Source organism: Streptomyces sp. WAC07094 (genome assembly GCF_036320405.1).
GTDB lineage: Bacteria > Actinomycetota > Actinomycetes > Streptomycetales > Streptomycetaceae > Streptomyces > Streptomyces lannensis.
This window is the reverse complement of record NZ_JAVMJZ010000001.1, coordinates 4504740-4531461: the sequence shown is the minus strand read 5'-3', so window position 1 is coordinate 4531461 and position 26722 is coordinate 4504740. Positions and strand designations below refer to the sequence as shown.

At 69.6% G+C, this 26722-nt stretch carries 28 protein-coding genes; 6 read left to right on the top strand and 22 right to left on the bottom strand.

Annotated elements, in window-relative coordinates:
* Positions 1 to 222: 222 nt before the first annotated feature.
* From RCR19_RS19990 to mshA, 3 genes are all read right to left on the bottom strand, one after another.
* A complete protein-coding gene (locus RCR19_RS19990) occupies positions 223 to 1896 on the bottom strand; it encodes a glycoside hydrolase family 55 protein (protein ID WP_331269495.1) in 1674 nt (557 codons plus the stop codon).
* 161 nt (positions 1897 to 2057) lie between these two features.
* A complete protein-coding gene (locus RCR19_RS19985; RefSeq protein ID WP_331266373.1) occupies positions 2058 to 2558 on the bottom strand; it encodes a YbjN domain-containing protein in 501 nt (166 codons plus the stop codon).
* A 35-nt stretch (positions 2559 to 2593) separates the two neighbouring features.
* A complete protein-coding gene (gene mshA / locus RCR19_RS19980) occupies positions 2594 to 3919 on the bottom strand; it encodes a D-inositol-3-phosphate glycosyltransferase (RefSeq protein WP_331266372.1) in 1326 nt (441 codons plus the stop codon).
* Between the two features lie 325 nt (positions 3920 to 4244).
* On the opposite strand from mshA, the gene RCR19_RS19975 reads away from it, so the two are divergent.
* The 3 genes from RCR19_RS19975 (at position 4245) to RCR19_RS19965 (ending at position 7913) form a co-directional block, all read left to right on the top strand.
* Complete coding sequence (locus RCR19_RS19975; RefSeq protein ID WP_331266371.1) at positions 4245 to 5063, top strand: class I SAM-dependent methyltransferase; 819 nt, start codon at positions 4245 to 4247, stop codon at positions 5061 to 5063.
* 229 nt (positions 5064 to 5292) lie between these two features.
* Positions 5293 to 6369, top strand: a complete 1077-nt coding sequence (locus RCR19_RS19970; RefSeq protein ID WP_331266370.1) for an NlpC/P60 family protein — start codon at positions 5293 to 5295, stop codon at positions 6367 to 6369.
* A gap of 248 nt (positions 6370 to 6617) precedes the next feature.
* Complete coding sequence (locus RCR19_RS19965; RefSeq protein WP_331266369.1) at positions 6618 to 7913, top strand: fused response regulator/phosphatase; 1296 nt, start codon at positions 6618 to 6620, stop codon at positions 7911 to 7913.
* A gap of 92 nt (positions 7914 to 8005) precedes the next feature.
* Here RCR19_RS19965 and RCR19_RS19960 read toward each other — a convergent pair whose 3' ends face one another.
* The 7 genes from RCR19_RS19960 to RCR19_RS19930 all read right to left on the bottom strand — a co-directional run bounded on the left by RCR19_RS19960 (position 8006) and on the right by RCR19_RS19930 (position 14485).
* Positions 8006 to 8347: a DUF2516 family protein gene (locus RCR19_RS19960; RefSeq protein ID WP_059127112.1), complete on the bottom strand. Its 342-nt coding sequence runs from the start codon at positions 8345 to 8347 to the stop codon at positions 8006 to 8008.
* A 133-nt stretch (positions 8348 to 8480) separates the two neighbouring features.
* Entirely contained in the window at positions 8481 to 9131 is a 651-nt protein-coding gene (locus RCR19_RS19955) for a hypothetical protein (RefSeq protein WP_331266368.1), read from the bottom strand.
* Positions 9132 to 9234: 103 nt separating this feature from the next.
* The gene (locus RCR19_RS19950) at positions 9235 to 9684 is read right to left on the bottom strand and encodes a helix-turn-helix transcriptional regulator (protein WP_059126960.1); all 450 of its coding nucleotides are present in this window, start codon (positions 9682 to 9684) and stop codon (positions 9235 to 9237) included.
* Positions 9685 to 9939: 255 nt separating this feature from the next.
* Positions 9940 to 10134: a hypothetical protein gene (locus RCR19_RS19945; protein ID WP_331266367.1), complete on the bottom strand. Its 195-nt coding sequence runs from the start codon at positions 10132 to 10134 to the stop codon at positions 9940 to 9942.
* 157 nt (positions 10135 to 10291) lie between these two features.
* On the bottom strand, positions 10292 to 11143 hold the full coding sequence (locus RCR19_RS19940) for a hypothetical protein (protein ID WP_331266366.1): 852 nt from the start codon (positions 11141 to 11143) through the stop codon (positions 10292 to 10294).
* A gap of 74 nt (positions 11144 to 11217) precedes the next feature.
* Positions 11218 to 13353, bottom strand: a complete 2136-nt coding sequence (locus RCR19_RS19935; RefSeq protein ID WP_331269494.1) for an aminoglycoside phosphotransferase family protein — start codon at positions 13351 to 13353, stop codon at positions 11218 to 11220.
* 244 nt (positions 13354 to 13597) lie between these two features.
* On the bottom strand, positions 13598 to 14485 hold the full coding sequence (locus tag RCR19_RS19930) for a GntR family transcriptional regulator (protein WP_331266365.1): 888 nt from the start codon (positions 14483 to 14485) through the stop codon (positions 13598 to 13600).
* 175 nt (positions 14486 to 14660) lie between these two features.
* Between RCR19_RS19930 and RCR19_RS19925 the strand changes: the two genes are divergently transcribed.
* A complete protein-coding gene (locus tag RCR19_RS19925) occupies positions 14661 to 14843 on the top strand; it encodes a hypothetical protein (RefSeq protein WP_331266364.1) in 183 nt (60 codons plus the stop codon).
* On the opposite strand, the gene RCR19_RS19920 is transcribed toward RCR19_RS19925, so the two are convergent.
* Positions 14834 to 15622 (bottom strand): HAD family hydrolase, encoded by a 789-nt coding sequence (locus RCR19_RS19920; RefSeq protein WP_331266363.1) that lies wholly within the window; start codon positions 15620 to 15622, stop codon positions 14834 to 14836. The two genes, RCR19_RS19925 and RCR19_RS19920, sit on opposite strands and share 10 nt — an antisense overlap.
* On the bottom strand, positions 15571 to 16449 hold the full coding sequence (locus RCR19_RS19915; RefSeq protein ID WP_331266362.1) for a winged helix-turn-helix domain-containing protein: 879 nt from the start codon (positions 16447 to 16449) through the stop codon (positions 15571 to 15573). The genes RCR19_RS19920 and RCR19_RS19915 overlap by 52 nt, the downstream gene beginning before the upstream one ends.
* 228 nt (positions 16450 to 16677) lie before the next feature.
* Between RCR19_RS19915 and RCR19_RS19910 the strand changes: the two genes are divergently transcribed.
* A complete protein-coding gene (locus tag RCR19_RS19910) occupies positions 16678 to 16866 on the top strand; it encodes a hypothetical protein (RefSeq protein ID WP_220293578.1) in 189 nt (62 codons plus the stop codon).
* Between the two features lie 42 nt (positions 16867 to 16908).
* Here RCR19_RS19910 and RCR19_RS19905 read toward each other — a convergent pair whose 3' ends face one another.
* The 4 genes from RCR19_RS19905 to RCR19_RS19890 all read right to left on the bottom strand — a co-directional run bounded on the left by RCR19_RS19905 (position 16909) and on the right by RCR19_RS19890 (position 21200).
* Positions 16909 to 17817, bottom strand: coding sequence for a GntR family transcriptional regulator (locus tag RCR19_RS19905; RefSeq protein WP_331266361.1), 909 nt, complete (start codon positions 17815 to 17817; stop codon positions 16909 to 16911).
* Positions 17818 to 18111: 294 nt separating this feature from the next.
* Entirely contained in the window at positions 18112 to 19377 is a 1266-nt protein-coding gene (locus tag RCR19_RS19900; RefSeq protein ID WP_331266360.1) for a GNAT family N-acetyltransferase, read from the bottom strand.
* A gap of 126 nt (positions 19378 to 19503) precedes the next feature.
* Complete coding sequence (locus RCR19_RS19895; protein ID WP_331266359.1) at positions 19504 to 20493, bottom strand: asparaginase; 990 nt, start codon at positions 20491 to 20493, stop codon at positions 19504 to 19506.
* Between the two features lie 107 nt (positions 20494 to 20600).
* Entirely contained in the window at positions 20601 to 21200 is a 600-nt protein-coding gene (locus RCR19_RS19890) for an AmfC protein (RefSeq protein WP_115975686.1), read from the bottom strand.
* 248 nt (positions 21201 to 21448) lie between these two features.
* Here RCR19_RS19890 and dtd point away from each other — a divergent pair, with 248 nt between their 5' ends.
* Entirely contained in the window at positions 21449 to 21874 is a 426-nt protein-coding gene (dtd, locus tag RCR19_RS19885; RefSeq protein WP_331266358.1) for a D-aminoacyl-tRNA deacylase, read from the top strand.
* A gap of 3 nt (positions 21875 to 21877) precedes the next feature.
* On the opposite strand, the gene RCR19_RS19880 is transcribed toward dtd, so the two are convergent.
* From RCR19_RS19880 to RCR19_RS19855, 6 genes are all read right to left on the bottom strand, one after another.
* Positions 21878 to 22843, bottom strand: a complete 966-nt coding sequence (locus tag RCR19_RS19880; protein WP_220293573.1) for a folate-binding protein — start codon at positions 22841 to 22843, stop codon at positions 21878 to 21880.
* A gap of 9 nt (positions 22844 to 22852) precedes the next feature.
* Complete coding sequence (locus RCR19_RS19875) at positions 22853 to 23290, bottom strand: transcriptional repressor (RefSeq protein ID WP_331266357.1); 438 nt, start codon at positions 23288 to 23290, stop codon at positions 22853 to 22855.
* 16 nt (positions 23291 to 23306) lie between these two features.
* On the bottom strand, positions 23307 to 23882 hold the full coding sequence (locus RCR19_RS19870; protein WP_059126942.1) for an FABP family protein: 576 nt from the start codon (positions 23880 to 23882) through the stop codon (positions 23307 to 23309).
* Positions 23883 to 24119: 237 nt separating this feature from the next.
* The gene (locus RCR19_RS19865) at positions 24120 to 25040 is read right to left on the bottom strand and encodes a hypothetical protein (RefSeq protein WP_331266356.1); all 921 of its coding nucleotides are present in this window, start codon (positions 25038 to 25040) and stop codon (positions 24120 to 24122) included.
* Positions 25037 to 25915 carry a hypothetical protein gene (locus RCR19_RS19860; protein ID WP_331266355.1) on the bottom strand — a complete coding sequence of 293 codons (879 nt, stop codon included), beginning with the start codon at positions 25913 to 25915 and terminating at the stop codon, positions 25037 to 25039. Before RCR19_RS19860 ends, RCR19_RS19865 begins: the two co-directional genes overlap by 4 nt.
* Positions 25912 to 26691, bottom strand: coding sequence for a hypothetical protein (locus RCR19_RS19855; protein ID WP_331266354.1), 780 nt, complete (start codon positions 26689 to 26691; stop codon positions 25912 to 25914). Before RCR19_RS19855 ends, RCR19_RS19860 begins: the two co-directional genes overlap by 4 nt.
* Positions 26692 to 26722: the final 31 nt, after the last annotated feature.

Sequence of the window (26722 nt, the reverse complement as noted above, 5' to 3'; positions counted from 1 at the left end):
GCCGGGGCGCCCGCCCCGCTGCGCGCCGCTTTCGGCGAACCGCGCCCGGCCGTGGCACCGTTCGCCGCGGAAGAGGATCCGGGTGTCGTCGCCGAGACCCTCCGGGCGGGTCTGCGCGGACCGCACACACCGATGCGCGGCGGCCGGCTGCCCCGTGGGCAGCACGACCGCCGGCTGTCCCTCCCGATCGACCGCCCCGCCCGGCGCAGGGCGGGTGACGGGCTACAACTCCCGCTGCGCCTCGTAGAGGTTGCGCGGACGCACGGTGTCCGTCGTCCCGTACAGCTCCAGACGCGCGTGCAGATCGCCCGCGAAGTCGGGGACGTCGATCTGGTCGAACTCCGTGACCTCGTTCAGCCCCACGGTGGCCGAGTACGGCGCCAGGCCGTCGATCCTCATCAGTCCCGCACGTCCGTTCGTCACACGAACGTTCCAATGGGTGAAGCGGGCGCCGAAGAGGGGACCCGCGGACGCGTCCCCGCCGTGACGGCCGTTGTTGTTCACCGTGATGTCCGTCCGGACGTTCGCGAAGGGCAGCCCGCGGTGCGAGTCGAAGGTGCCCATCTGCATCTCGCCGCGCGACCAGACGTTGTAGGAGGACAGCCCCTCCACATTGATGCCGTGGAGCTGGGTGTTCGGTGGGGCAGGCACCGTGCGCTCCTCGACGGTGAAGTCCTCGATCAGGTTGTCGTGCGAGCCCTCCCGGCAGAAGTACGGGTGGTGCGAGCCCCGGCCGGCCACCCGGGTGCGGCGCAGCGTGCAGGAGGAGGCGGCGACCAGGCCGAAGCCGTTGTCGACGTCACGCACCACGACGTCGTCCGCCCAGCAGTCGTAGGTGCACTGGAACGCGACCCCGTTGTAGCCCTTGTCCAGCAGGTGCGGGGACTGCGGGGTCCGGACCGCCTGGAGGGTCAGGCCCTCCACTCCCGCGCCGGTCAGCGCGGGTACGTGTGTCGTCAGACGCGGATCCCACTCCGGGCGCACGTCCAGCGGAAGGGGTCGCTCGAACGTGACCTTCCGGCCCGCCACGCGCGCGATGCGCACGGGCCACTCGTAGGGGACGTACGAGGTCAGCTTCGTCTTGTCGTCCCAGTAGTACGCCTCGGGGCCAGGGCCGCCTCCGGACATGTGCTCCAGGAGGGTGTGCCCGGCGTCGTCCGCGAGGCGCAGCAGGACGAGTTGCCCCGGCCTCAGCCGCCGGGCGTCGGCGACCGTCACCGTCCAGGAGCCCTGCTGGGCCGGGGACACCGTGGTCAGCGTCTCCCATTCGTCGCGCTTGTTGCCCGTCCAGCCCTCGAACGGCCACGCCCGGTCCCGGATCGCCGTGACCAGGGAGTCCCAACGCGCCTTCGGTGCCAGCCAGATGAGGCCCCCCGCCCAAGACCAGGAGGACTTGTCGCCGCCGTACCGCGAGCCGTAGACACCGATCAGCTCGGTGAGGTTCCTCGTCGCGTACAGCGTCGTACGTCCGCTGCCCGCACCCTTGAGGACGACGTTGTCGTGTCCGATGCGGATCAGATCGTCGATGCGGTACGTACCCGGCGGGATCAGCACCGTGCCGCCCCCGGCCCTCCCGGCGTCGGCGACGGCACGGTTGATCGCGGGGGCGCAGTCGGTGGCGCCGTCCGGCACGGCTCCGTACGCGGTCACATCGGCCACCACACGACGGCGCGGGAAGCGGGTGGCGCCACGGCCGTAGCCGGCCCGGCCGATGTACGGGATCTGCGGATGGGTGAAGGGGGTTCGGACGAACTCGCGCCATAGGAGGGGCACTTCCCCCTTGTCGCGAGTGGTGGCGGCGGCCGTCGCCGGCGTTCCGGTCACGGCGACGGCCGCCACGGCGATGGCGCTGCCGAGCAGGCTCCGTCGGGTGATGTCCGCGTGCCCCATGCCCATGTCCGAACCGCCTTCCAAGGATGTCGAGGACTCCGAGGACTCCGAGACGTGAATTTCCATGGATGTGAACGCTGTTCATGTCTGCGTTGGCGGTGAGCATGCCACGGCGCCCCTGGGCGGGGAAAGAGTTGTGCAGCGGTTGATTGGTACGGACCGAAGCGTCAGCTTTCGGAGCGCTCGGTCAAGTGACTGAACGCCGCCAGATTGCGGGTCGACTCGCCGCGCGACACCCGCCAGGCGTACTCCTTGCGGATCGCGGACGCGAAACCGAGCTCCAGCAGGGTGTTGAAACTGCCGTCCGCCGCCTCGAGCACCGACCCGAGCAGCCGGTCCACCTCGTCCGCGGTAACGGCGTCCAGCGGGAGCCGGCCGGTCAGATAGATGTCGCCGAGCGGGTCGACGGCGTAACCCACCCCGTACAGCTTGAGATTGCGCTCGAGCAGCCAGCGATGCACGGCCGGCTCGTTCTCGTCGGGGTGCCGGATCACAAAGGCGTTGAGAGAGAGGGAGTGCCTGCCGACGATCAGCGACACGGTCGTCGACAGCTTGCGCGTCCCGGGGAGTTTCACGACGTACGAGCCCGTCTGCGGGCTCTCCCACTCCAGTTCGGCGTCCTCGAGCGCCCCTTCGATGACCTGTGCCGCCTGCTGTTCATCGGACATGCGGGCAGCGTACGTGACGGGGTCGGCCGCGGCGCTCACGCCCGGCGCCGGTGCGCCTGCATCGCCTCCGCGTAGACGCCGGCCGTGGTCGAGGCCGCCGTGTCCCAGCCGAACGACTTGGCGTGCCGGGCCGCGGCCTCGCCCATGCCGGCGCAGAGATGCGGGTTGGCGGCGAACTCGCGCAGCACGCGCGCGTAGGCGGCGGGGTCGTGTCCCGGCACGAGGAATCCTGTCCGTCCGTCCTGGACGGCGACGGGCAGTCCGCCGACCGAGGCGGCGATCACCGGCGTACCGGCCGCCTGCGCCTCGATGGCCACAAGCCCGAAGGACTCGCTGTACGACGGCATGACCAGAACGGACGCGGCACGGAACCAGTCGGCGAGCCGCGCCTGGTCGACGGGCGGCCGGAAGTGCACGACATCGGCGATGCCCAGGCGGGCTGCGAGCTTCTGCAGCCCCTCCGGCTTGGCGAGGCCGCTGCCGCTCGGGCCGCCCACGACCGGCACCACGATGCGGGAGCGCAGCTCGGGGCACTCGTCGAGCAGGAGGGCGACGGCGCGCAGCAGCACGTCGGGCGCCTTGAGGGGCTGAATGCGACCCGCGAAGAGGGGGATCAGCGCATCCTGTGGCAGACCGAGCCGGGCCCGGGCGGCGGCGCGCCCGTCCGCCGGGCAGAACCGCTCCAGGTTCACCCCCGGATGGACGACGGCCACCTTGCCGGCGTCGGCCGCATAGTGCCGTACGAGTTCGGCGGCCTCTTCGGCGGTATTGGCGATGAGCCGGTCGGCGGCGGAGACGATCTGGGTCTCGCCGATGACCCGGGCGGCGGGCTCGGGGGTGTCGCCCTCGGCGAGCGAGGCGTTCTTGACCTTGGCCATGGTGTGCATGGCGTGCACCAGGGGGGCGCCCCAGCGCTGGGCGGCGAGCCAGCCGACATGGCCGGAGAGCCAGTAGTGGGAGTGCACGAGGTCGTAGTAACCGGGGCGGTGGCCTGCCCAGGCCTGCATCACGCCGTGGGTGAAGGCGCAGAGCTGGGCGGGGAGCTCCTCCTTGGCGAGCCCTTCGTAGGGTCCGGCGTCGATGTGCCGGACGAGGACGCCCGGGGCGAGCTCGACGACCGGCGGGAGGGCGGCCGTGGTGGCCCGGGTGAAGACCTCGACCTCGATGTTGATCTCCGCCAGACGCTGCGCCAGTTCCACGATGTAGACGTTCATGCCGCCGGCGTCGCCCGTGCCGGGCTGATGGAGCGGCGAGGTGTGCACGGAGAGCATGGCCACGCGGCGCGGCCTGCGATGCGGCAGCCGCAGCCGCGGGGGAGCCGTCGGGGAGCGACGCCCGAGCCTGCTGATGTACTGGCTCACGTGGCGTTTCCTCCTTGTTCCGGGCATGCCTTCAGGGAGGGCGCAGGACCCCCTCCAAGGTGCGAACGCCGGAGGACGACGCTCCATTTCCAGCACGGATGGCTTTGCCCAATCATTACCTATCGTCGCTCAACCGTTCGAGGCTGGTCGGCGTGGCGGGATCCGCGCGTCGGCCCTGCGCGACGCGATCACCTCTCGCCGCGGACCCCGTCGGATCGCCGCCCGATGCGGCGCGCCGGCCCCGTCCAGAGGTTGTCCACAGACCGCTCGAGGAGTTGTCCACAGGCCGGCCGCCCCACCGCCCGGGCCGCTTACCCTCGTACGCATGTCAACCCGCGCCGCGTCCCGCCCCGTGGGTACGGTGACGCGCGGGACCACCAATCCGAACCGGCTGCGCCGGATGGACCGCTGGATCGCAGCGGTCCACGGTGCAGAGCTCCGCCGCGTGGCGGACCCCGTGGCCGTCGACCTCGGGTACGGCGCCGCGCCGTGGACCGCGGTCGAGCTGCTGCACCGGCTGCGCGCCGCGGCACCGCGGACCCGGGTGGTGGGCGTGGAGATAGAGCCCGTACGGGTCGCGGCCGCGCAGCCGTACGCCCGGGAGGGCCTGGTCTTCCGGCACGGCGGCTTCGAGGTGCCCGTGCAGGGCCGCCCGGCCCTCATCCGTGCCGCGAACGTCCTGCGGCAGTACGAGGAGCGCGAGGTCGCCGCCGTATGGGAGCGGCTGCGCGCCCGGCTCGCCCCCGCCGACCCCGGGGCCGGCTTCCGCGGCGGGCTGCTCGTCGAAGGGACGTGCGACGAGATCGGACGCCGCCATGTCTGGGTCGCGCTCGGCCCCGAGGGCCCGCGCACGGTCACGTTCGCGACCCGGCTCGGCTCGCTGGACCGCCCGTCCGACCTGGCCGAACGGCTGCCGAAGGCGCTCATCCACCGCAACGTCCCAGGTGAACCGGTGCATACCTTCCTGCGCGACTTCGACCGCGCCTGGGCCGCCGCCGCACCCTACGCCTCGTACGGCTCGCGCCAGCGCTGGATACGCGCCGTCCGCCGGCTGACGGCGGACTGGCCGGTCACCGACGGCCCGGCGCGCTGGCGTCAGGGGGAAGTCACCGTGACCTGGAGGGCGTTGGCACCCCGCGACTGAACCCGTCCGATCTGCGGGGAACGATCTTCCTGAGTCCTTCGTCACATTCGCGGGGAGATCGTCGTACGAAGACGGCCTGTGGGGGAGGGAGATCGTCGTACGAGGTGCGGCAGGAGAGGGAGTTTTTTGCGCCCCTAAGTCCTGCCTCTGTCACTTTGCACGCTGCCGTGACACGATCCCCCAGGCGTCTGGGAGTTACTGACAGTTAATCAGCTTTGGGGGCGAAGTTATGGGATCCGGGAAGCGGACCCTCACCACGTCGGCCATCGTTCTGGTCTGCGCAGTCACCGTGCTGGGCGTGCCCGCGGAGGCGTCCGCCGACCCGGGTCGGCCGACGCCCAGGCCGTCCGACCGGTCGGCGACGGCGACGGTCGGGGATCTCGAAGCCGTCCGCGAGAAGCTGGACACGCTGTACCACGACGCCGCGGTCGCCACCGACGCCTACAACGCGGCCGAGGAGAAGAGCAAGGAGCAGTCGGCGCAGATCGTCGAGCTGGCCCGGGAGATCGTCAAGGGGCAGGACAGGCTCGCCGAGTTGAAGGACCGCGCCGGTGCCGCGGCCCGCGCGCAGTACCGCGGCGGGGGTCTGCCGCCAGAGGTGCGCCTCTGGCTGAGCAGCGATCCGCAGGCGTTCCTCGACGACGCGGGCACCGTCCGCCAGGGCGAACGCGCGACCAAGGGCCTGCTCGCCGACTTGACGCGCACACAGCACGACTTGGAGCAGTACGCACGCGACGCCTCCGACCGCTGGAAGGAACTCGACGCCAACCGCAAAGTCAGGGCCGAGGCCAAGAAGAGGATCGAGAAGCAGATCGCCGCGGCGGAGAAGCTCCAGTCGCAGCTGCAGAAGAAGGAACGGGAGCGGCTGCGCAAGCTCGAGGAGGAGGCCGCACACAAGGCCCAGACCGCCTGGCTCGACTCCGGGATACTGAAGGAGATCAAGGCCAAGGCCTCCCAAGAGGGCAGGAAGGCCGTGCGGTTCGCCACGCGCCAGATCGGCAAACCGTATGTATGGGGCGCAGAGGGCCCCAAGTCGTACGACTGCTCGGGCCTGACCTCCCAGGCCTGGATCGCGGCCGGCACACCCATCCCCCGCACCTCCCAGGAGCAGTGGAAGCAGCTCCGGCACGTCGACGTCAAGGACATGCGCCCCGGCGACCTGATCATCTACTTCCATGACGCCAGCCATGTCGCGATGTACATCGGTCACGGCGCGATCATCCACGCCCCGCGCCCGGGCCGGACGGTGACCATCGCGGGCGCGGGCTCGATGCCCATCCTGGGGGTCGTTCGCCCGGACGCGTGATGCGTCTCACGTGACGTGGCACACGACGGCCCCGCCCAAAACCTCAACCACACGTGACATTCGTCATCCCAGGTGGGGTCCGCCCTGTCCAACTGCGGTACCTGATGCGGCATATGACGGCGGCCGGTTGCCCCGAGCCGCCCCACCGGGCATTCCGTTGCCCCCTCGGCTACCGCTATGGTCCCCGTCGGTGGGTCGAGGTCCCTCGCCCCGCCGTGCCCTCGGGGGGAGGGAAGGAACCCAAGACGATGCCCGTACCCGTACCGCGGCAGAGGGCGATCCCGGCCGCGGAGAGTGGTCAGGCTCAAGCCGAGTCCCTGCCCGTGACCGCGGCCGCACAGGGGCCGGCCGCCCGCGGCACCACCGCGGCCGAGACGCTCACCCTGCTGGTGATCGAGGACGACCCGGCCGGTTCGCCGATCGTGCCCGAGATGCTCGACACCGCGGGCCGTCCCATCCGGCTGCGCACCGCCCGCAACCTCACCGAGGCCGGGCGGCTGCTCACGGACGACGTCCACTGCATCCTGCTGGACCTCGCGCTGCCCGCCCCCGGCCGGGCCGCGGCCGAGGACGACGAGCTGGCGGCACTGCGGCACGTCCTGCAGATCGCGCCCCGGCACGCCGTCCTCGCCCTCACCGCGTCCTGCGATGCCGAGCGCGGCGCCGAGGCCGTGCGCGTCGGCGCCCAGGACTACCTGTTCCGCGACGAGCTGGACGGACGTCTGCTGAGCCGGGCGATACGCTACGCGGTCGAACGCAAGCGCTCCGAGACGGCCGAGCGCCGGCTGACGGAGTCCAAGCTGCGGGCCCAGGAGAACGCCCGTCTCGAGCGGGGGCTGCTGCCCAATCCGCTGCTCGACGGCTCGTCGCTGCGTTTCGCTGCCCGCTACCGCCCCGGCCGCTCCCGCGCGCTGCTCGGCGGTGACTTCTACGACACCGTCCGCACGCCCGACGGCACGGTGCACGCGATGATCGGCGACGTCTGCGGGCACGGCCCCGACGAGGCGGCGCTCGGTGTGGAGCTGCGCATAGCCTGGCGTGCCCTGACGCTCGCGGGCCTGTGCGGTGACGAGCTGCTGTCCACCCTCCAGCAGGTGCTGGAGCACGAGCGCGGCAACGAGGAGATCTTCGCGACGCTGTGCACGGTGGACATCGCGCCGGACGGCCGCCGCGCCGGACTGTGTCTGGCCGGCCACCCGTCCCCGCTGGTCGCCCGCCCGGACCGGCCTGCAGAGCTGCTGCCGTACGACAACAACGGCCCGGCGCTCGGTCTGCTGCGGCACGCCCGCTGGCCGCGTCTGCAGGTCGAGCTGGGGCCCGTCTGGAGCCTGATGCTCTACACGGACGGGCTGATCGAGGGACGTATCGGCGAGGGCCGCGAGCGGCTCGGCCAGGAAGGCATGCTGGAGCTGGTGCGACGCCGGCTGGCCGACGGCCTGACCGGCGAGGAACTGCTGCGCACCACGGTCAACGAGGTCCGCGACCTCAACGGTGGTGAGCTGGCGGACGACGTCGCGGTCGTCCTGCTCGACCGCGGACCGTGACGCACGGCGACAAGCGACGCGACGACGATCAACACGACGGCGGCGGGCCATGCCCGCCGCCGTCGTCGTACCGGTAGGACCGCTGTCCTCGTCTATCGTCCGCCGTTGTACGGACCGTAGGGACCGTCGCTGCTGCTTCCGCGCCGACGCCGGCCCCAGCCGCCTCCGGAGATCTGCTTGAGGGCGGGCCGGACGTCCACGAAGAAGACGATGCTCGCCACCAGGCCCGCGAGCTGCAGGAAGAGCATCGGCACCAGCAGGTTCACCGCGACAGCGATACCCAGGATGATCAGCCAGAAGCCCTTGTTCTGCTTGTCGGCCGCCCGGTACGCGTCATTCCGGTACAGCGCGGCCATCACCAGTGCCACCACGGCGAGCACCAGCATGGCGAGGTACAGCAGCGAGAGAAAGCCGCCGAATGCCGTCAACAGCACTATGCCCACCACCCGGGTCGAGTCCTATGTACGGCCACCGTACCCGTGTCCGGCAGCCGTGTATCCGTGAGAACGGACCGGGCGCTGCGCAAGTGCCCGGTCCGTACGATGTCACCCGATCCCTCGCACTTACTTACTTCGCCGGCGGCGTGGGCTTCTTCGCCGGGGCCTTCTTGGCGGCCGGGGCCTTCTTCGCCACCGGCTTCTTCGCCGGGGCGGCGGGCTCGGCCACGGCCTCGACGGGCTTCGGCTCGTCCTTGACGACGACGGGCTCCGGCTTGCCCTCGACGGCTACGGCCAGCTCCTCGATCTCCTCGGCGGCCTCGCCGCGCCAGGTCTTCACTGCCAGCTCGCCGTGCTCGGCGACCTTCTCGTAGGTCTCGCGGGCCTTGACGGCGTACTCGGCGGCGACACCGACGCTCCGCAGGGCGAGGTCCTGGGCGGTCTCACCGAGCTTCTTCAGGTCGGCGTCGAGGTTGGTGCCGAACTTCTTGATGTCGGAGTCCAGACCGTTGATGAACTCGTTGAACTTGGTCTGGAGGCTCTCCTGCGTCTCCTTGACGCGGGCACCGGCCACCTTGGCGCGGGCCGCGGCCCGCTCCTGGACGGCCTTCGGGTCGGTGTTGCGCACGGCCTCGATGCGGGCCGGGGCCTCGGAGCGCAGCTGCTCCACCAGGCCGGGCACCTTCCTGGCCTGCTGCAGCGCCAGATCGGCGGTGCCGGCGGCGAAGTAGAGCGGGGTCGGGTCGCTGAGGGTCTTGCGCAGGTCGTTGCTGATGGCCATGGGAACGGTCCTCCCGGATCGCATTTCGTCTGAGGGTTTTGGGTGGCCCGCGGGGCGCTTTCCAGTCGTCCCGTGCGTTTCGCTGGTCGTCACGGTCCTGAGGTCACCCCTCGCTCTTCCGCGGACCGGCATCACCGTCGTCGGCCGTACGGGGGCCGGGGGCTGCGGTGTCCTGGGCGTCGTCCGTGTCCGGGCGGGCGATCTCGAATCCGTTCTCCTTGCGGAAGGACTCGTAGATCTGGAGCAGCACCTGCTTCTGCCGCTCGGTGAGCGTGGGATCGGCGAGGATGACCGCACGTGTCTCCACCTCGTCCCGGTCCCGCTCGGCGTCGAGGATGCCGGCCCGCACGTACAGCGTCTCGGCGGAGATCCGCAGCGCCTTGGCGACCTGCTGCAGCACCTCCGCGCTCGGCTTGCGCAGCCCGCGCTCGATCTGGCTCAGATACGGATTGGACACCCCGGCGGCGTCGGCGAGCTGCCTGAGCGACAGCTGCGCATTGCGCCGCTGCTCGCGCAGGTACTCACCGAGATTGCCGACGTTGAGCGATGCCATACGTCCACCTTGCCGCACCCTTGCTAACAATTGCAAGCAGGCCGCTTGCAAAAGTGCGTCGTGTCACGTCCGGGGGGTGCCGCCCGTGCGGGGCGGCCCTGCGTCCGCGAAGGTCGGTCAGCCACGGTGCCGGGCCCTTCCGCCTCCTGCCCGCCATCGAGGAGCAAACTCCTCCGCCCGTGCCGGTGAGGTCGCATATCGTTCAACCACGGGACCAGGAACGGACGTTCGACCGGCGGCTTCTGCTGCGACGCGTCACGCTGCCCGCGGATTCCGGCGTCTGGAGGCACCGATGGCGGCGACGGGGCCGGGTACACCCGGCTGCGCCTGCTCGAACTGCGGCACGGCGGTGAACACGACAACGCCGGGACCGAACTGTCCGGAGCGCTGCGCATCGGCGGTATCGCCCGTGCGGTGGTTCGCTGCTTCGACGAGGTTGCGCTGGTCCACGGCGAAAGCGGATACCGGGTCAAGTGGGGTGAACACTTGCCCCGGAGCGAACTCGTGGCGCTCAGACACACCTGGCGGGCTCACCGTTCGCCTGAGATCCGGTGAGAGTGCCAGAAGGCAAGGTTGCGGCTTTTCCATCCGGCAATAGAGGCACCCCTCACGCCGTCGTCCCCTGTCTCCAGCTCGGGTTCGCGGCGAGGGTCCACAGGTCGTCGAAGTGCTTGTTCCATGTGGTGATCACGGTCTTGGCCTCGTCACCGCCCTCCTGGGACCAGACGTTGAGGTCCGTGCGATAGCCCTTCGGGTCGTAGAACTCGGGATCCGTGCTGCGCAGCATCGTCCGGGCGGCCACGTCGTAGAGGCCGTACAGCACCAACTCCCTGTTGAAGATGCAGACCTTGTCCCTCGGTATGCCGGGATAGACGCGGTACTCGCACTCCGCCGCCACCCGGCCGACCGCGGTGAGCCTCTCGGCGATGATGGAGAGGGTGCGGTCGTACTCCTGGCACCGCAGCTCGAGCCGCCTACGGAAGTCGGGGTCGTCCAGTGGCATCCCGTCCGGTCCCACCATCGAGGGCACGGTCATCGACTGTCCGAAGTCCGGGATCAGGAAACGAATGGTGACGTGTCTGGTCGGGCCGGGATCGTCGAGGAGCCCTTCGAGGCGATGGTAGAGCTCGTTGTAGAGCGTTTCGCCGGTATAGCCGAGGAAGCTGATCTCCACGGTGCGTGCGCTGAACGCCTCGCTGACGAAGCCGCCCAGCTCCCGCGAATTGACCTGCCGGCGCGGTGGCATCCGCAGGGACACGGTCAGGTCCTTCACCGAGTCGTACAGGACGTAGCCGACCAGGCTGAGCAGGGCGCCGCCAAGGAACACCTTGCCCTGAAGGGCGTCCCCCACCGGCTTCACGAACTGCGCGACCAGCCCCGTGACGAAGAACCCCAGCAGCAGGATCCGTGTGACCGCCGGCTCGTAGCGGGCCCGTAGCCTCTTCAGACGCTCGATCACATCGCCTTCGGCCGGCCTTCTCCCACCGACGGACATCCGCAGCCCCTCCCGGCGCCGAGGCGCCCAGCGGTGGTTCAGTTGTCCGCGGAGAGCCCGCCTACCCGTTGGGCTCCATGGTCCTTGTGTGGCAGCGCACGGACAAGATGGGGATTCGCAATCGATTTGACGCGCAATCCGAGTGCGGCCGTGGCCTCGGCCAGGGTCATCGCGTACGTGTCCACGGCCCGGCGCACATTGGGGGCATCCAGACTGTCGCCGGTCACGAGACGGTCGAGGTCCACGTAAGCCGAGCGGACGACCTCCATCCACCGATAGATGCGCCAGTCCTCCTGCCAGCCCCTCGTGTACGCCTCCGGCAGCGACCGGGACCACCGCGTGAACATCCTCCCGCGGATCTCGGGACGTGAGGGAGTGAGATGCATATGGCGGACCAAGTCGTACAGCGGGTCGCCCACCATGGCCATCTCCCAGTCGATGAGGGTGAGTCCGCCCGACCGACGCACCAGATTCCAGGGGTTCAGATCCCCGTGCAGCAGCGTGGTGGACCGGTGGGTCACCCGGTGCCGGGAAAGGATCTCCCGCAGGCGTTGCGCACCGGGCAGGCCCAGAACTCGGGCCAGTTGCTCAGACTCCTTGGGCAGATTTGCCACCAACAGGGCGAGTTGCTCACTCAGCCATCCGTAGAAGCCGTCCCCGCAGGGCACTTCGCAGGACGTCGGATCAACGGAGGCGCAGTCGACCCGTGTCAGGGCGCACAGCTGGTCGACCAGCCCGTCCGCCTCGTGGGGCAGCAGACCGTTGACCGGATGGTTCGGCGGCCGGTCCCCCTCGGGAGGGCCGACGTATGTGTGGATGGCGAAGGGGTCGCCGGCGTGACTCTCGCCGAGGGCGAGCACCCTCGGGGCCATCACCGGGACACCGGACCGCTCGATGGCTGCGAGGACCGCGTGTTCGCTCAGGTAACCGCGCTCGCGACGAGAGCCGGATGCCAACCTGCGTCGTACCACGACGGGGAAATCGATGTCCGCCACGCGCACCACCGAGTTGAGGTGGCCGGTGCCCTTGAACACCCGGTTGGCCGGCGCGGACCCCTCGGCGAGCAAGGCGTCGCGAACGGCCGAACGCGGAAAGTCAGGGTGCTCGGGAAGCCGCTCGTCTGGCTTCCACCTGAGAGCGGTGGCCGTCCGGCGGACACCGCTCGCCTGCTCGCCCCGAGACGTCCGCCACCGGATGAGAACCCGCTCGATCTCGGCGACGTCCGGCACATGGGCCAGCCGAAGGGGTTCGGCCGCGGCCTGGAGGGCGCGGCTCACGCTCTCGGTCGCCGTGTCCAGGCTCTTCTGGTCGAACGAGTCGTCCAGCGACGTCGCAGCGCGGATCACATCGGGGTAGATGGACTGGGCACGCTCGAATGCAACGTAGTGACGCAGATCCCTGGCCAGACCGTTGGCCGCCATCGGTCTGATGGCCTGCATGGCGTGCGCCCACCTGTCGATCACCTCGTCCCACTGGAACGCCGGGTACTTCATCCGGACCAGATGGGTGGCGAGGTCGTGCAGGGGGTCGCCGTAGGTCGCGAGCTCCCAGTCCACACAGATCAGGGGCGGGTCACCGCGGTAGGTGACGATCACGTTGTCCCGGTGCAGATCCGCGTGGAGCAGGCTGAAGGGCCTGCGGACCATGAGCGGCACTCGCTCGGCCAGCCGGATCAGTGCGTCCTCGGGGATGCCGAGCGCGGCGAACAGTCCGCCGAAGGCAGTCCAATTGGGCTGACGGATCTGCCGGTCGGCCCAAAGGGCGAGTGTCCTCAGAAAGCCCTGGCTGTCCTTGCGCGGCCACCCTTCGGGCAGTCGCGGCAGCGCCTCCCTGCGCACCTGCGACATCTGGGCGAGCAGTCCCGCCAGCGCGTCGATCAGCAACCTGTCGACCGGCTTGCCGTTGGGGCAGACCGTGGACAGCGGGACTCCTTCCACATAACTGTGGATGGACACCCCCCGGCCGCGGACCAGACAGGTGGGGACGTGCGGCAGCTCCCCCTTGATGGCGTCGAGGATCTCCGCTTCGTCCCGCCAGGTCCTGATCACGACCGGCAGCGCTTCCGGTCTGCGCATGCGCACGGTCACATTCGTGCCCGGCTTGCGTCTGACGCGGTGCGCCATGGCCTCGGTCAGGGGCAGCACATAGTTCCGGTTGTGATGACCCCTGGTCATCACCCCGCCCAGCTTTGCCTGGCCCACGAACTCGTCGTAGGCGTCACCGGCGGCCCATCGTCCCCATAAGGCGTGCCGGGGAACGGGAGGTGCGCCCACGGGCTGCTCCTGTTGCTCAAGTTGCGGCAACATTAGCGGCAACCTGAAGCGCGCACCCTCCGGACTGGTCTCAACGACGTAACGGGTCGCGAGGATGCAAGGCGGCGTGCCGCCATGGCGGCGAATCGGTCACCCGATTCGGAAGTCAGACCGCGAGCAGATCCCACAACGAGGCGAACCACAACTGCATACTGTCGACAAACGTCGAACCGGGTGAGTTCGGGTCGTGGTCCCTGATGTGGTGGGTGAGCGTGGCGCCGAGTCCGATCACATCGAGCGCCTCGATCTCCTTGCCGCTGTCCAGGACGATGGGCCGCTCGTCGACCACGTAGGGGCCGAACAGGGCTTCGGTCTCGTTGAACAGGTACACCTTGAACGCAGGTGGCAGTCTCACGTGGCGTACCTGGAGGTCGAAGGATTCGACGAGCTTCGCCGCCTGGAGGTTGCCCAGCACGCGCCGCAGCGAGGACGTGTGCTCCTGGGCGATTCCCAGGTGCCTCTCCGCCACGGCGGAGTCGTCCTTGGCGTTCCGGGCCTTCGGATAGGGAAGCTCCAGATCCTCCGCCGGCAGCAGAAGGCGCAGCTTCACCCGTGGGGGCGTGGGATGCGATTCGACTCTCCGATCGCGGACCCATTTGTCGTACAACATCTTGAGATGCATGTTGAGCGACTCCGATGTCAGCGTGTAGACGTCGAGGTCGACCTCCGGCAAATTGAACGCCTGCTCGATGAATGACCCCACGGTCACGGGGTCGCCCGGTTTCACGCCCCGGGGGGTCGAGGACTCGATGCGCTGGGTCTTGATCACTCGTGATCCGCTTCCGCGCTTGGACTCGATCCAGCCTTCGCTGGTGAGCTCCCTGATCGCCCGCTGCACGGTGTCGCGGGAGACGCCGAACTCGTCGGCCAGCGCCCGCTGCGGGGGCAGCGTGCCGTTCAACGGATAGGTCTCGTCGGCTATCCGGGCACGCAGGACTCCCGCGACGCGGTCGAACTCCGTGCCGCCACCTTCACCGACGCGCTCTGCATCCACACGCCGACCGTACCTCCTTCACCCGATCGGCAAACCGTTTCCAGCCAACCAAGCAGTCCAACTGCCCTGTTGGTTACAGGATCAAGCAAGCAGGGCACATGCCAATCACGATAACCAGTCCAATTGGTCGGTAAGTTGGTTGGTTGACTGGAAGCGGAAGGATCGGGTGGGGAAAGTGATCCAGTCAGAAGGACTTGTCGCCGCTGCGGAGTTCGTCCTGTCGATGCTGGCCCAGTCGAAGATCGGGCTACCGGGGGCGATCCTCATGGCGCTGATCTTCGCGGGCATCCGGATGAACCACACCCGCCTCGCGGTGGGAGCCGCGGTCGTGTTCGCCATCCTGATGTCTCAGGCCTGACCGCGCAGCATCCGCAGCACCGGTTCAAGCGACTCCACGACGACTTCGGCTCCCGCGCTCCTCAAACGTTTCTCCTTGTCCTGGTTGCGCGCGAAGCCGATGAACGCGACGCCGGCGTTCTGAGCGGCGTAGAAGTCCGAGGGGGCGTCCCCGATCATCAGGGAGGCGGTGCGGTCCGCGCCCATCGCGTTGAGGGCCTGGTTGAGGCAGTGCGGATGCGGCTTCAGCAGGTCGAGGTCGTGTGTGCGGCCGAAGACATAGGGGGCGAAGCAGGAATCCAGGTCGCGTCTCGCGAGGTACGCGGTCGCCACTCGGGCGGAGTTGTTGGTCGCCACGGCGAGCTGACCGCCGAGGGCGCTCCAGGTGCGGATCAACGGGTCGGCGTACGGCGTCGGCATCGCGGACGTCACCGCCTTCAACTCCTGCTGGGTGAGCCGTTCCTCCAGTTCGGTCACCAGATCGCTCTGCGGATGCCGTCGATGGATCGCCTCGAGGACGTAGTGCGGGTCCGGATGGACCCGCTCCTCCTCGGTCAGCAGGCCACGCAGCCCCCGGCTCTCGAGCCATTCGACCAGTCGGCGCGCGACGTCCTCCGCTGTGTGCCCCGCAAAGAGCCGACAGATCGGCCCATCGAAGTCAAAGAGTATAAAACGCGCCTTGGCGATCAACTTCCGCAGATTCTCAGTCTCTTCTGCCACCAGATCAGTCTGCGTCGTATCAGAAGTCACTAGGAGAGTGTCAGGTCCGACGTGATGGTTTCCCAGAGGGCGTCGAACCACTTCTGCGACTGATCGACGAAAGCCGCGTCCCGTTGCCCGGTCCGGCGTTCGAAGGAGAAGAGCAGGGACTCGGTGCCCAGGGTGTCGTACATCTCGAGCGTCTGGCTGTAGACCTCCTCCTCCCGCCTCGTGAGCATGTAGTAGGCGATCAGGGCCTCCGACCCGTTCAGCAGATAGAGCTTCACCGGCGGGGTGAACGGCAGGGCGCGGAACGTCACGCGGACGTCGATGCCGTGCGACGAGCGCAGGGACTGGAGGTTGTGGCGCAGGACGTGACCCTGGGCGTTGCGCTGGTCCAGCCAGCGCTTGTGGACCGGGTCGTCGTCACCCGGGCTCTGGACCGAGATCGGGAACGCCAGGTTGATGTCCCGGGACGGGAGCAGGATGCGGGCGTCGATCGACTCCGGGCGGATGCGGCCCTCGTGGATCTGCCGCAGCGGCTCGCCCAGCGCCAGCATCAGCGTCTCCGCGGTGAGGCAGGCCGCGTCGATGCGGACGTGCGGGGACCCGAACGCCTCCACGAGCCTCGGGGTCAGCCCGACCATCGTCGGCTGCGGCTCGTCCCTGACCGGCTGGGGCTGGGCGATCCTGGGCGGGCTCCCCTTGCTGACGTTGCTCAGCAGGCCGGCCTCCTGGAGAAGGCGCAGGGCCTGCCGGACCGTGCCCCGCTCCACACCGAACTCCTCGGCCAGCTCGGCCTGTGTGGGCAGGCGGTCGCCTGCCTTCAGCTCGCCGGCACGGATGCGGTCCCGCATCGTCTCGGCGATCTCCTGGGGCGAGAGCCTTCTGCTGTCGTTCACTGCGACGTTCTCCTGGGTCACGACCAAACGCTACAACCTACGTCCATCTATGTGGAGTTGTCTGATAGTTGTTTATAAGCATAGACCAACTGGGGATAACTCTAAAGGAGTTGGTTGCCAACTCGAAAGAGTTGGCGGAGGGATTGCCTCCTCTCGCGCACCAGCCGTAGGTAGTCGCCCCATGCAGACGGTTCGCTCACCCTTGCCCCGCCCGCCGGATCGCCCGGATCCACCCGCACGGAAAGAGGTGCCACCATGCCCGCCATAGCCCTTCTCTCCGCTCTCTTCGTCGTCGGCTTCGACCAGTTCGTCCAGTGGAAGTACGGGACGATGGGCATCATCGGCCTGCTGTTGCTGACCGTCGGCATCAAGGCCAAGAGCCCCACCTGCAGCTCCGTCGGGGCGGTCGTCCTCGCCCTGATGGTCGCCCAGCCGGCCCTCTGACCAGCCCTTCGGGAGACCGTCCGACCCGCTGGAGGACATCGGCTAGCCGCCGAGCTCCAGTTCCGAGCTGATGGTCTCCCAAAGGGCGTTGAACCACAGATGCGACTGCTCCACGAACGTCGTGTCCCGCAGTCCCGCCCCCTGCGCGAAGGGGAACAGCATGGACCGCGTGCCCTCCGCGTCGTACATCTCCAGGTACTCGTGGTCGATCTCCGCGCCGCGGCGGGTCACCGTGTAGTACGCGAAAAGCGCCTCCGCCCCGTTGAGCAGGTACAGCTTCACCGGCGGAGTGAACGGCAGCGCCCGGAAGGTGACATGCACGTCGATGCCGTGCGTGCTGCGCAGCGCCAGCAGGTTGTGCCTGAGGACCTGGCCCTGGGCGTTCCGCTGCGCCAGCCAGCGCCGGCGCAGCCGGCCGTCGTCGGTGTCCTCCACCGGTTTGGGGAACGCCAGCTCGATCCGGCCGCTCGGCAGCAGCAGGCGCACATCGACCTTGGCCGGTTTTATTCGCCCCGCGTGAATCTCGCGCAACGGCTCGCTCATCGCGAGCGTGAGCGATACCGACGTCAGACACAGGGCGTCTATCTCCACGTGCGGAGCGGTGAAGGCCGCCGAGATCCGTGGGGCGAGCGCCACCATCGTGGGCTGGGGCGGAGCCTCCGGGCCGGCCGCGGCCCCGCCCATGTGCGGTGCGACGGTCGCCGGGCTCCCTTTGGACACGTTGACGAGCAGACGCTCCGTCTGCAGGATGCGCAGCGCCTGCCGCACCGCGCCGCGCTCCACGCCGAACTCGTCCGCCAACTCGGCCTGCGTGGGCATGCGCTGGCCGGGCCGCAGCACTCCGGACCTGATCCGGCTGCGCAGCTCGTCGGCCACATCATGGTGCGACCTCTGTGGCCGCTGTGACCTCTTCCGTCCGTTGACGGAGGCATGTTCCGGCTCCACGACCAAACACTACAACTTCACGCCATCTTCCGGCAGTTCAGAGGAAGGTGGTTATGAGACGTCTCCAATCGGAGATAAGTAAGGTGAAGTTGGTCGCCAACTTCGAGAAGTTGAGAGAGCTTGAGCGCTCTTGGCCAGCACAATGGCTGACCGAACTCCCTTCCGGAGGGGAGCCGGGAGCTCGGTCGGTCCGCACCAGGCGTACCACCACAACTGAATCGCTACGGATGCACAGCACGAAGCGCCCACCGCCCGCACGGAAGGAGTGACACCGCAGAGACCGGCCAAGCCCGCGAGGGCTCAGAAGATGTCCGGGCACCACGGTCGCCTGGACGTACGCAGCAGGGCGTCGGCGACAAGGGCGGCGCCCTCTTGCTGTTCCCGCACCCGCCCGAGCGCCGCCAGACGCACCGCGGACTCGTCCCCCAGCCACAGCGTCGCCAGTTCGCCCACGGGAAGGGTCAGCTGGGGTTCCAGGTCGGTCGGCTTGCACTCCGCACCGTCGGGGCCGGCCTCCAGACGGTAGCGTCCGCCGGTCAGGCCCGCCTCGTCCACGACCTCGAGGACGAGCGCGCCACTGCCGCCGTACGTACGCGCCTCCAGAGCCCGTACGACGTCCAGGATCCGCACCCACAGCCAGTCCGCGTACGTGGTGAGACGGGCCGCACGCGGGTCGGGCAGGAGGTGCGGCAGCAGGTCGTCGGGGGCCCGGCGGCCCGACTTCACCGTGGTGACCCAGTCGATCGAGCACAGGTAGTGCCACAGGGCGCGCTCGGCCGCCGGGCTGGTGGTGATCAGGCTCTTGACGGACGCGGTGTTCGTGGGCCGCTTGTCGTCGCCCCAGTTGTCGTCGCAGGAATAGGCGACGAGTCCCTCGATCTCCCCGGACGGGGACCGGTAGACGGCATGGAAGGGCTCGGTCCACGGCCGGGCGTCCTGGCGGACCGCACCCGTGGTGACCTGCCACCAGCGCTCGTTGCGGTTGATCGCCCCCGGCTGGGCGAGCCGGAGGCGCTCGTGGAGCTCGGGGCCGAGCTTGCGCACCTCGCCGACGTCGACCAGGTCGATGCGGCCGCCGTCGTCCGGAATGGAGCGGTGACGGTCCAGACCGGTGCGGGGGAGGTCGACGGTCCACTCGGCGGTGTGGGTGGCGGGGCCGAAGCCGAAGCGGCCGTAGATGGGGTACTCGGCGGCGATCAGTGTGGCGGCGACGTCGCCGCGCTCCTTCGCCGCGGCGAGGTCCAGGGCCATCATGCGGCTGAGGATGCCGCGGCGGCGATGGGTGGCCGTGACGGTGACGTTGGTGATCGCGTCGGCGGGGACGGTCGCCCCGCCGACGGCGGTGAGCTCCTGGGTGAAGGAGCGGAAGGTCCCCACGATGCGGGCGGGGCCGCGGTCGAAGGCGGCGAGCGTACGGGACGGGACGACGTACGTGCCGAGGTCGGCGACGTCGTGGTCCGAGAGGGCCGGGGAACGCAGGAAGCCCGTGCTGAGCGCACGGCTCCAGTCCCGGATCTCGGGTTCGGTGATCGGGCGTACCTCGATGTCTTCGGCGCGGCGGCTCATGGCCCCACGCTAGGGGTACGGCGAATCGGGTGTCGCGCGGATTTCCGCGCCCCGGCTGCCACGAGGGCGCCCCCGGGACGATCCTGCCCGCGCTCCGTCCCGCCTCCGGCCACCGGGGGCGCGCGGCTAGAACACCGCGCGTATCTCCCCCACTTCACGGTCCCCGCCCAGCAGCGGCGCCCGGCCGATGCGGTCCACCACCGGGGCCTGCACACCCATCAGGGTCAGGGCGCGGGCCAGTATCGGGCCGAGCGACCGGGTCGCGCCGTCGTCCACCTTGAACGCGAGGGCCCGGCCGTCCGGGAGTGCCACCGCCTGGACCGCCTCCGCGCCCATCTTCGACAGGGCGCCGGGGATCTCCCGCATGAGCCAGGTGTCGGGGCGGCGCGTGCCCGCCACATACTCGGGATGCGCCCGCATCGCGTCGGCCACGCGGCGTTCCGCGGTGCCCGGCTGCGCGAGCACGAAGGACCGGAATGCGCGGGCCAGCCCGGTGAGGCTGATCGCCATGAGCGGGGCGCCGCAGCCGTCCGTGCCGACCGTCGCCACCGGCTCCCCGGCCGTCTCCTCCACCACCGAGTGGATCAGCTGCTGCAGCGGATGGCCGGGGTCGAGGTAGGAGTCGAGCGGCCAGCCCCGCAGCGCGCACACCGCCAGCATCGCCGTGTGCTTGCCCGAGCAGTTCATCGCGACCCGCTCGCGTACGGAACCGGACACCAGATACGCCTCCGCCTCGGCCGGGTCCAGCGGCAGGTCCGGCGGGCACTGGAGGTCCTCCGCGCTCAGGCCGTGCTCGCTCAGCATGGTGCGCACCAGATCCAGATGGAACGCCTCGCCCGAATGGCTCGCGGCGGCGATCGCCAGCCGCTCCCCGGCCAGGTCCAGGCCCGCCCGCAGCACACCGGCCGCCTGCATGGGCTTGTTGGACGAGCGGGGGAAGACCGGCGACGAGACGTCCCCCAGCGCGAACTCCACGGAACCGTCGGCGCCGAGCAGCACCAGGCTCCCCCGGTGCCGGCCCTCGACGAACCCGGACCGCACCACCTCGGCGAGTATCGGGGGTATGGCGGAGTGGTCGGATCCGGCGGGCAGGACGGTCTGGGCGGAAGTCGACATGGGTGCTTGCCTTCGCGACGGGGACCCGCCCCTCGGCCCGGATGCCGCCGGGGTACCGGGGCCGCCGCGCACACCCAGGGGCCCCGGGTTCGCCGGGGCCCTCCGCGTCACATGAGCAGGTCGTCTACTTGTGCTTCTCCCTCACGGTACCTGCGTGCGATCTCGGCGCTGCAATCGTCCGCCGTGCGCTGCAACCGCTGCCGCCGCCGCGAGACCTGCCGCTCGTACCGCACGAGGCGCTTCATGCCCGCCCCCAACTCGTCGTCCGTACGCGCCTGGAGGTCGGAGAGCTCCACCTCGGCGAGCATCTCCGCCGCAAGCCGCCGGAACTCCTCGCTCTGCGGTGTGCCGACCGTCACATGGCGGGCGGAGGAGCGATGGCGGGCGGGTGCGTCCCTGAGGATCTCCGGCAGCCGAGTCACCACCTCCTCGGGCATCCGACCGCCGCGCCGGGCCAGTTCCGCCCGGAGGATGTCGATACGGCCCTGGAGCAGGCGTCGTACATAGCTGAGATCGGCTTCGTCCCGCTGGGCGCCACGGCGCAGTGCGCGCAGTTCGGTCAGCCGCAGCGTGGACAGGTCCTGCCCGGACCCGTCCGCGGGCAGCGGGCTGTCCGTGCGCTGCACGGGAGCCCGGCACTCCCCGGCGCTCCCCGATCGGGCGGGCGCCGCAACCCCGGGTCGTCGCCCGGTACCCACTGTGCTCATGTCCTTACCGTCCCCTCGACCGGCGCGGCACCCCCCACGGATGCGCCGCAACACACGCATCGTGCCACCCGGAGTGGCCGCAATGTGACCGAGTGCCCCTGATCTGCCCCGGATGGAGGGTTACGGGCCGATAAGAATGCTCTCGTAAGAGAGGACAAACGGGGGCGCGGAATGCCCCGGACGGGCGGTCGCGCCGGCGCTGTCGGCCCCTCCCCGGGGCCGTCGGGAGGCACGGCATGATGGTCCTCATGCGTGCGGTGGTGCAGAGGGTGGACGGCGCGAGCGTCGTCGTGGACGGCGAGACGGTCGGCGAGATCAGCGGCGAGGGGCTGTGCGTGCTCGTCGGGGTCACACACGAGGACACCAAGGAGAAGGCGGCCCAGCTGGCCCGCAAGCTCTGGTCGATCCGCATGCTGCAGGACGAGAGGTCGTGCTCAGACGTCGACGCGCCCCTGCTGGTGATCAGCCAGTTCACGCTCTACGGCGACGCCCGCAAGGGCCGCCGCCCCACCTGGAACGCGGCGGCCCCGGGTGATGTCGCCGAGCCCCTCGTCGACGAGGTGGTCGCCCGGCTGCGCTCGCTGGGCGCGACGGTGGCGACGGGCCGGTTCGGTGCGCAGATGCGCGTGTCGCTGACGAACGACGGCCCGTTCACCGTGCTGCTGGAGATCTGAGCCCTACGGCTCCACGATCACTTCCTGGGCCGCCGCCGTCGTGTCGGCGACCAGGCGGGCGTCGAGCGGCACGTTCCGCTTGACCAGGGCGAGGGCCACCGGCCCCAGCTCGTGGTGGCGGACCGAGGTCGTCACGACACCGATCTTGCGGCCGTCGGGACCCTCGTCCGCCAGACGCAGTTCGGTGCCGTGCGGCGGCAGGTGCACCTCGCTGCCGTCCAGGTGGAGGAAGACCAGCCGGCGCGGCGGCTTGCCGAGGTTCTCCACCCGGGCGACCGTCTCCTGGCCGCGGTAGCAGCCCTTCTGAAGGTGCACGGCCGTGCCGATCCAGCCCAGCTCGTGCGGGATGGTGCGGTGGTCGGTCTCGAAGCCGACGCGGGGGCGGTGGTGCTCGACCCGCAGCGCCTCGTAGGCAAGGAGTCCTGCCGCGGGGCCGCTCTTGTGCGCGTAGGGCTCGAGGTCCGCACGCGGGAGGAAGAGGTCACGGCCGTACGGCGTCTCGCGGACCACGACACCTTCGGGCGGCTCGGCGATCGAGCCGGCCGGCAGATGCACCACCGCGATGTCCTCCGTCCGGTCGGCGACTTCGACGCGGTAGAAGAACTTCATCGATTCCAGATACGCGACGAGCGCGTCCTGGGTGCCGGGCTCGACATGGGCCCAGACCGTCTCACCGTCGTCCACCAGATAGAGCGCGTGCTCGATATGGCCGTGCGCGGAGAGGACGAGCGCCTCGGTGGCCTGATGCGGAGGCAGGTCGCTGACGTGCTGGGTGAGCAGCAGATGCAGCCAGCTCAGCCGGTCCTCGCCGCTCACGGTGACGACGCCGCGGTGCGAGAGGTCCACGAATCCGGAGCCGTCGGCAAGGGCACGCTGCTCACGGAACAGGTCGCCGTAGTGGGCGGCGACGCCTTCGTCCACGCCTTCGGCGGGAACGGCACCGGGCAGGGCCAGCAGGGGACTCTTCATGGGTCCAGCCTACGACGGGGTAGTTGAACTCTTGAGCGAGCAATCCTGGCAGCGGCCGAAGATCGCGAAATGCTTCATGTCCGTTTCGAAGCCGAACGTGTCGCGGAGCTTGGCGGTGAACTCGGCGGCCACGTCGAGATCGGCCTCGATGACGTTCGTGCAGTCACGGCACACCAGATGGATGTGATGGTGCCGGTCCGCGAGGTGGTACGTCGGCGCCCCGTGCCCGAGGTGGGCGTGACTGACCAGTCCCAGCTCCTCGAGAAGCTCCAGGGTCCGGTAGACCGTGGAGATGTTGACCCCCGACGCCGTCTTCCGCACCTCGCAGAGGATGTCGTCGGGGGTCGCGTGCTCCAGGGCGTCCACGGCTTCGAGCACAAGTTGCCGCTGCGGGGTCAGCCGGTAGCCGCGCTGCCGCAGATCGCTCTTCCAGTCGGTGCTCACCACACTGGAAAGTCTAGGACTACTTGAAGAATGCGATCCCGTCGTCCGGAAGGTCGTCCGGGAGAGCCTTCGCCCAGCGCTCCACGTCCTCCGGGGTGACGACCTTCTTCAGGTGCGCCGACATGTAGGGGCGCAGCGGAACCTCGGGGGTCTGCTTCTCGCCCACCCACATCAGGTCGCTGTTGACGTATCCGTACAGGCGCTTGCCGCCGCTGTAGGGACCCGATGCGGCCGTCCGGGCGACGGCGTCCGTGGCCATCTCGATCTGCGGCTTCTTCTGGGCCAGCTCGCCGTACCAGACCTCGACGACCCCGTCGTTGCGGACCATGGTGACCTCGACCTTGCGGTCGGCGTCGATCCGCCAGAACCCGGCCTCGGTCTCCAGCGGCCTGACCTTGTTCCCCTCGCTGTCCAGCACCCAGCTGTGCGAGTGGTACTCGAGGAAGTCCCGCCCGTCGTGGGTGAAGGACACCTCCTGGCCGAAGTTGCACTTCTCGGAACCGGGGAAGTCGTGCACGCCCGCGCCGGCCCAGTCGCCGAGCAGGAACACCAGGGGCACGAGGTCCTTGTGGAGGTCGGACGGGATCTCGATCATGAGCAGCTTCTCGTGGGAGTCGTGACGGTCGCGTACGTGATGGGTGCGGGGCTCAGCGCTGGCCCTCGTACAGCTTCTTCACGGTCAGTCCGGCGAAGGCGAGCACGCCGACGCAGACCAGGACCAGCAGGGTTTCGAAGAAGATCTCCACGGGTGCTCCTTGGTGAGCGAGGGTGGGTACACAGAGCCGGGTCCCACTCTAGTCGGGTGGAACCCGGCCCTCTCTTCGAGGTCGACTCAGTCCAGCAGCTCGCTCTGCAGGACGACCGTCTGCTGGAAGGGCACGGCGTTCGCACCGCCCTTCCGGGACTGGACGACCAGCGCGAGCACGTCACCGGCGGCCAGGTACGCCTGGCGCACCTGCTCAGCCCCGTACGGCTTGGACTCGGTGTACACGAAGCGCTCGATCCCCACGACCCGGGTCGCGGTCGGAAAATCCTCGTCGGCGACCGAGGTCTCGGTTCCACGCAACGGGTACTCCGGCTCGCTGTAGGGGGCCAGTTGGGTCCGCAGTTCGTCCGCGACGGCCCCCGAGTCGAACTGGAGCAGGTAGATCCGCGTGTGCGTGCCGTCCTGCGTGGTCCAGCCCCGGGCTGCGATGTGCCGCAGACCGTCATCGGACAACCGCTGGCCGAACTCCTTGCGATCCTGTGTGTCGGAGTACTCCGCAAGAAGGTCCTCGGTCGGCAGCCAGCCGTCCTTCCCGTGCAGCGCCTTGTCCTCCCGGGCTGCCGCGGGGGCGGGCAGCACCAGGGCGCGCAGGTCGGCGTAGTGCGAGCCGGCCACGTTGGCCTCGGCGAACGGACGGGGGCGGTCCGACGGCAGCGGCGGCCGGACGATCTCGGGGAAGTCCCAGCGCCCGTCCGACTCGGTGGCAAGGCCGGGCACGTCCGTACGGTCCATGCCAGTGATGCCGAACGCCATGGACGCGCCGACCGCCGCGAAAACGGCGACGGCCGCGGTCCAGCGCAGAGTGGCCCGCAGCACCCGGCGGTCCTTCTTCGCGGGCGGCGGCCCGGCGACGGCGAACGCGCCGGGAACGACGGCCTCCGCCGAAGTCCCCTCGGGCACCGGGGGAGCGGCCGGCTGCGGTGTGCCCGCCGCACTCGGCGAGTTCTCCGGCACCGCAGGGTGATCCGTGGTCTGCTGCTCGGTCATACCGCCTCCCCGGGGTCCTTGATGCGGTCCAGCTGTGCGCGGAGCAGGTCCGCCGCGCCCTTCTTGTCCAGTGGCTTGGCCCCGGACACGGTGGCGCTGACCAGGACGTCGCCCTCGTATGCGGAGCAGACCATCAGGTCGATCTTCTCGTCGCGGTTCGTCGGCAGCAGGAAGCAGCGGGCGTTCTTGTGGCCCTCGATCGTCGGTCCCGCCCGGAACACCTTCATGGCACCGAGGAACTCCTGCTGAAAGGCCGCGATCGAACGCACCGTCTGCCGGCTCTCCATCCGGGACAGCGCGATCTCGACTGTGAAGGCGTCCTTCCCGTACGAGGTGGAGGCGGTAGCGCTGTCCGCATTGAGGTAGCTGCGCATCGCCATGCCCTGGATGTGCTGCTTGTCGATCTCCTTCTCCAGCTGCAGCCGCTGGGAGCGGGGCAGGGTGCGGAGCGACTCCTTGCGCAGTTCAGTGGCCTCCCTGCCGCTCAGCTCGGCGTCCGAGCCGAACTTGCCCATGTCCGGACCGCGGCCGTAACCGCTGGTGCCGAAGGGCAGCAGCATGCCGTTGAGGCCGGTGGCCTCGGCCTGGGCCTTCTTTTCCGCCTCGGCCTTCGGCAGGCTCCAGACCGGCGCGCCCGGATCGCGGTCGGCGTTCTGAACGGTGACCACGGTGTACCCGGCGCCGCCGAGCACAGCGAGGAGCAGCACGGCGCTTCCGCCGATCACACCGACGCGTCGGCGGCGGGCGGGTCGCCCGGTTTCGGGTGCGGCCGCCACCGGCGCCGCGAACGGCTCCGCTGCCGGGGCCACGAGCCCGGGCTGTCCGGCCTCGTCCACCGGTCCGGCGGGTACGGGAGTCTGCGGGTTCTCGCTCACAGTCGTCCCATCTGCCGCTCGGCCAGGCTCATGATCTCTTTCTTGGTGATCGCTCTGGTGTCGTTGACGTAGATGTCGACGGCGATATCACCGCGCCAGGCGTGTGCCTCGGCCGAGTACAGCGGGAGGTATCCGGGCTCCCGGTCGGGTGTCGAATCCACGTAGGCCATGCCGTCGCCCGTACCGGGAATCGGCCAGCCGTGCGAGCCGGAGTGCCGTTCGGCCCAGTACGTGCCGTTCTCCGCCTCACCCCTGGCGTCCATGTCCTCCTCCTGCCGGTACTGGACGAGGTGGATCTCGACGTAGTGCGTGTCGCTCGTCCGCCAGGAGGTGACGGCCGCACGCCGGAACTCGCTCGTGACCTGGTCGGTGAAGGCCTGGTCCGGCTTCTCGAAGGTCTCCGCGTACGAGGCGAGGTTCATCCAGCCGTCGTTGCCCACCGGATACGGGGCGTTCCGGGCCCCGGCCGGCCGCGCGACCAGCAGCTTGCGCAGATCGCCGTCGGTCTTCACGCGGCGGTCCTGCGCTGCCGACAGCGGCTCCGCCTCTCCCTTGGCCTGCTTGACCACCGGCTGGGACAACGGCGGCAAGGGGGTGGGCGTGCGGTTCGCCTGCACGACGTAACCCGTGCAGGTCCCGGCGACGACGCCCAGCACGGCTGCACCGACGACGAGCACGGCGGTCCGGCCACGTCGACGGGGGCGGGGTGCGCCGTCGACGGGCCTGTCCGGTGCCTGTGCCGATTCTCCGGTGTCGCCCTCAGCACCCTCGGGCAACTGCGCTTCCGGTGTTTCCGGCGCCACAGCG

What these genes read in the sequence shown, in the direction of transcription:
- RCR19_RS19985 (WP_331266373.1), bottom strand. Translation starts at nt 2,558, where the DNA reads ATGTCCGATGAACAGCAGGCGGCACAGGTCATCGAAGGGGCGCTCGAG.
- RCR19_RS19880 (WP_220293573.1), bottom strand. Translation starts at nt 22,843, where the DNA reads ATGAAGAGTCCCCTGCTGGCCCTGCCCGGTGCCGTTCCCGCCGAAGGC.
- RCR19_RS19990 (WP_331269495.1), bottom strand. Translation starts at nt 1,896, where the DNA reads ATGGGCATGGGGCACGCGGACATCACCCGACGGAGCCTGCTCGGCAGC.
- RCR19_RS19970 (WP_331266370.1), top strand. Translation starts at nt 5,293, where the DNA reads ATGGGATCCGGGAAGCGGACCCTCACCACGTCGGCCATCGTTCTGGTC.
- RCR19_RS19935 (WP_331269494.1), bottom strand. Translation starts at nt 13,353, where the DNA reads ATGACCAGGGGTCATCACAACCGGAACTATGTGCTGCCCCTGACCGAG.
- RCR19_RS19870 (WP_059126942.1), bottom strand. Translation starts at nt 23,882, where the DNA reads ATGATCGAGATCCCGTCCGACCTCCACAAGGACCTCGTGCCCCTGGTG.
- RCR19_RS19900 (WP_331266360.1), bottom strand. Translation starts at nt 19,377, where the DNA reads ATGAGCCGCCGCGCCGAAGACATCGAGGTACGCCCGATCACCGAACCC.
- RCR19_RS19865 (WP_331266356.1), bottom strand. Translation starts at nt 25,040, where the DNA reads ATGACCGAGCAGCAGACCACGGATCACCCTGCGGTGCCGGAGAACTCG.
- RCR19_RS19950 (WP_059126960.1), bottom strand. Translation starts at nt 9,684, where the DNA reads ATGGCATCGCTCAACGTCGGCAATCTCGGTGAGTACCTGCGCGAGCAG.
- RCR19_RS19895 (WP_331266359.1), bottom strand. Translation starts at nt 20,493, where the DNA reads ATGTCGACTTCCGCCCAGACCGTCCTGCCCGCCGGATCCGACCACTCC.
- RCR19_RS19955 (WP_331266368.1), bottom strand. Translation starts at nt 9,131, where the DNA reads ATGGCCATCAGCAACGACCTGCGCAAGACCCTCAGCGACCCGACCCCG.
- RCR19_RS19910 (WP_220293578.1), top strand. Translation starts at nt 16,678, where the DNA reads ATGCCCGCCATAGCCCTTCTCTCCGCTCTCTTCGTCGTCGGCTTCGAC.
- RCR19_RS19965 (WP_331266369.1), top strand. Translation starts at nt 6,618, where the DNA reads ATGCCCGTACCCGTACCGCGGCAGAGGGCGATCCCGGCCGCGGAGAGT.
- RCR19_RS19890 (WP_115975686.1), bottom strand. Translation starts at nt 21,200, where the DNA reads ATGAGCACAGTGGGTACCGGGCGACGACCCGGGGTTGCGGCGCCCGCC.
- RCR19_RS19975 (WP_331266371.1), top strand. Translation starts at nt 4,245, where the DNA reads ATGTCAACCCGCGCCGCGTCCCGCCCCGTGGGTACGGTGACGCGCGGG.
- dtd (WP_331266358.1), top strand. Translation starts at nt 21,449, where the DNA reads ATGCGTGCGGTGGTGCAGAGGGTGGACGGCGCGAGCGTCGTCGTGGAC.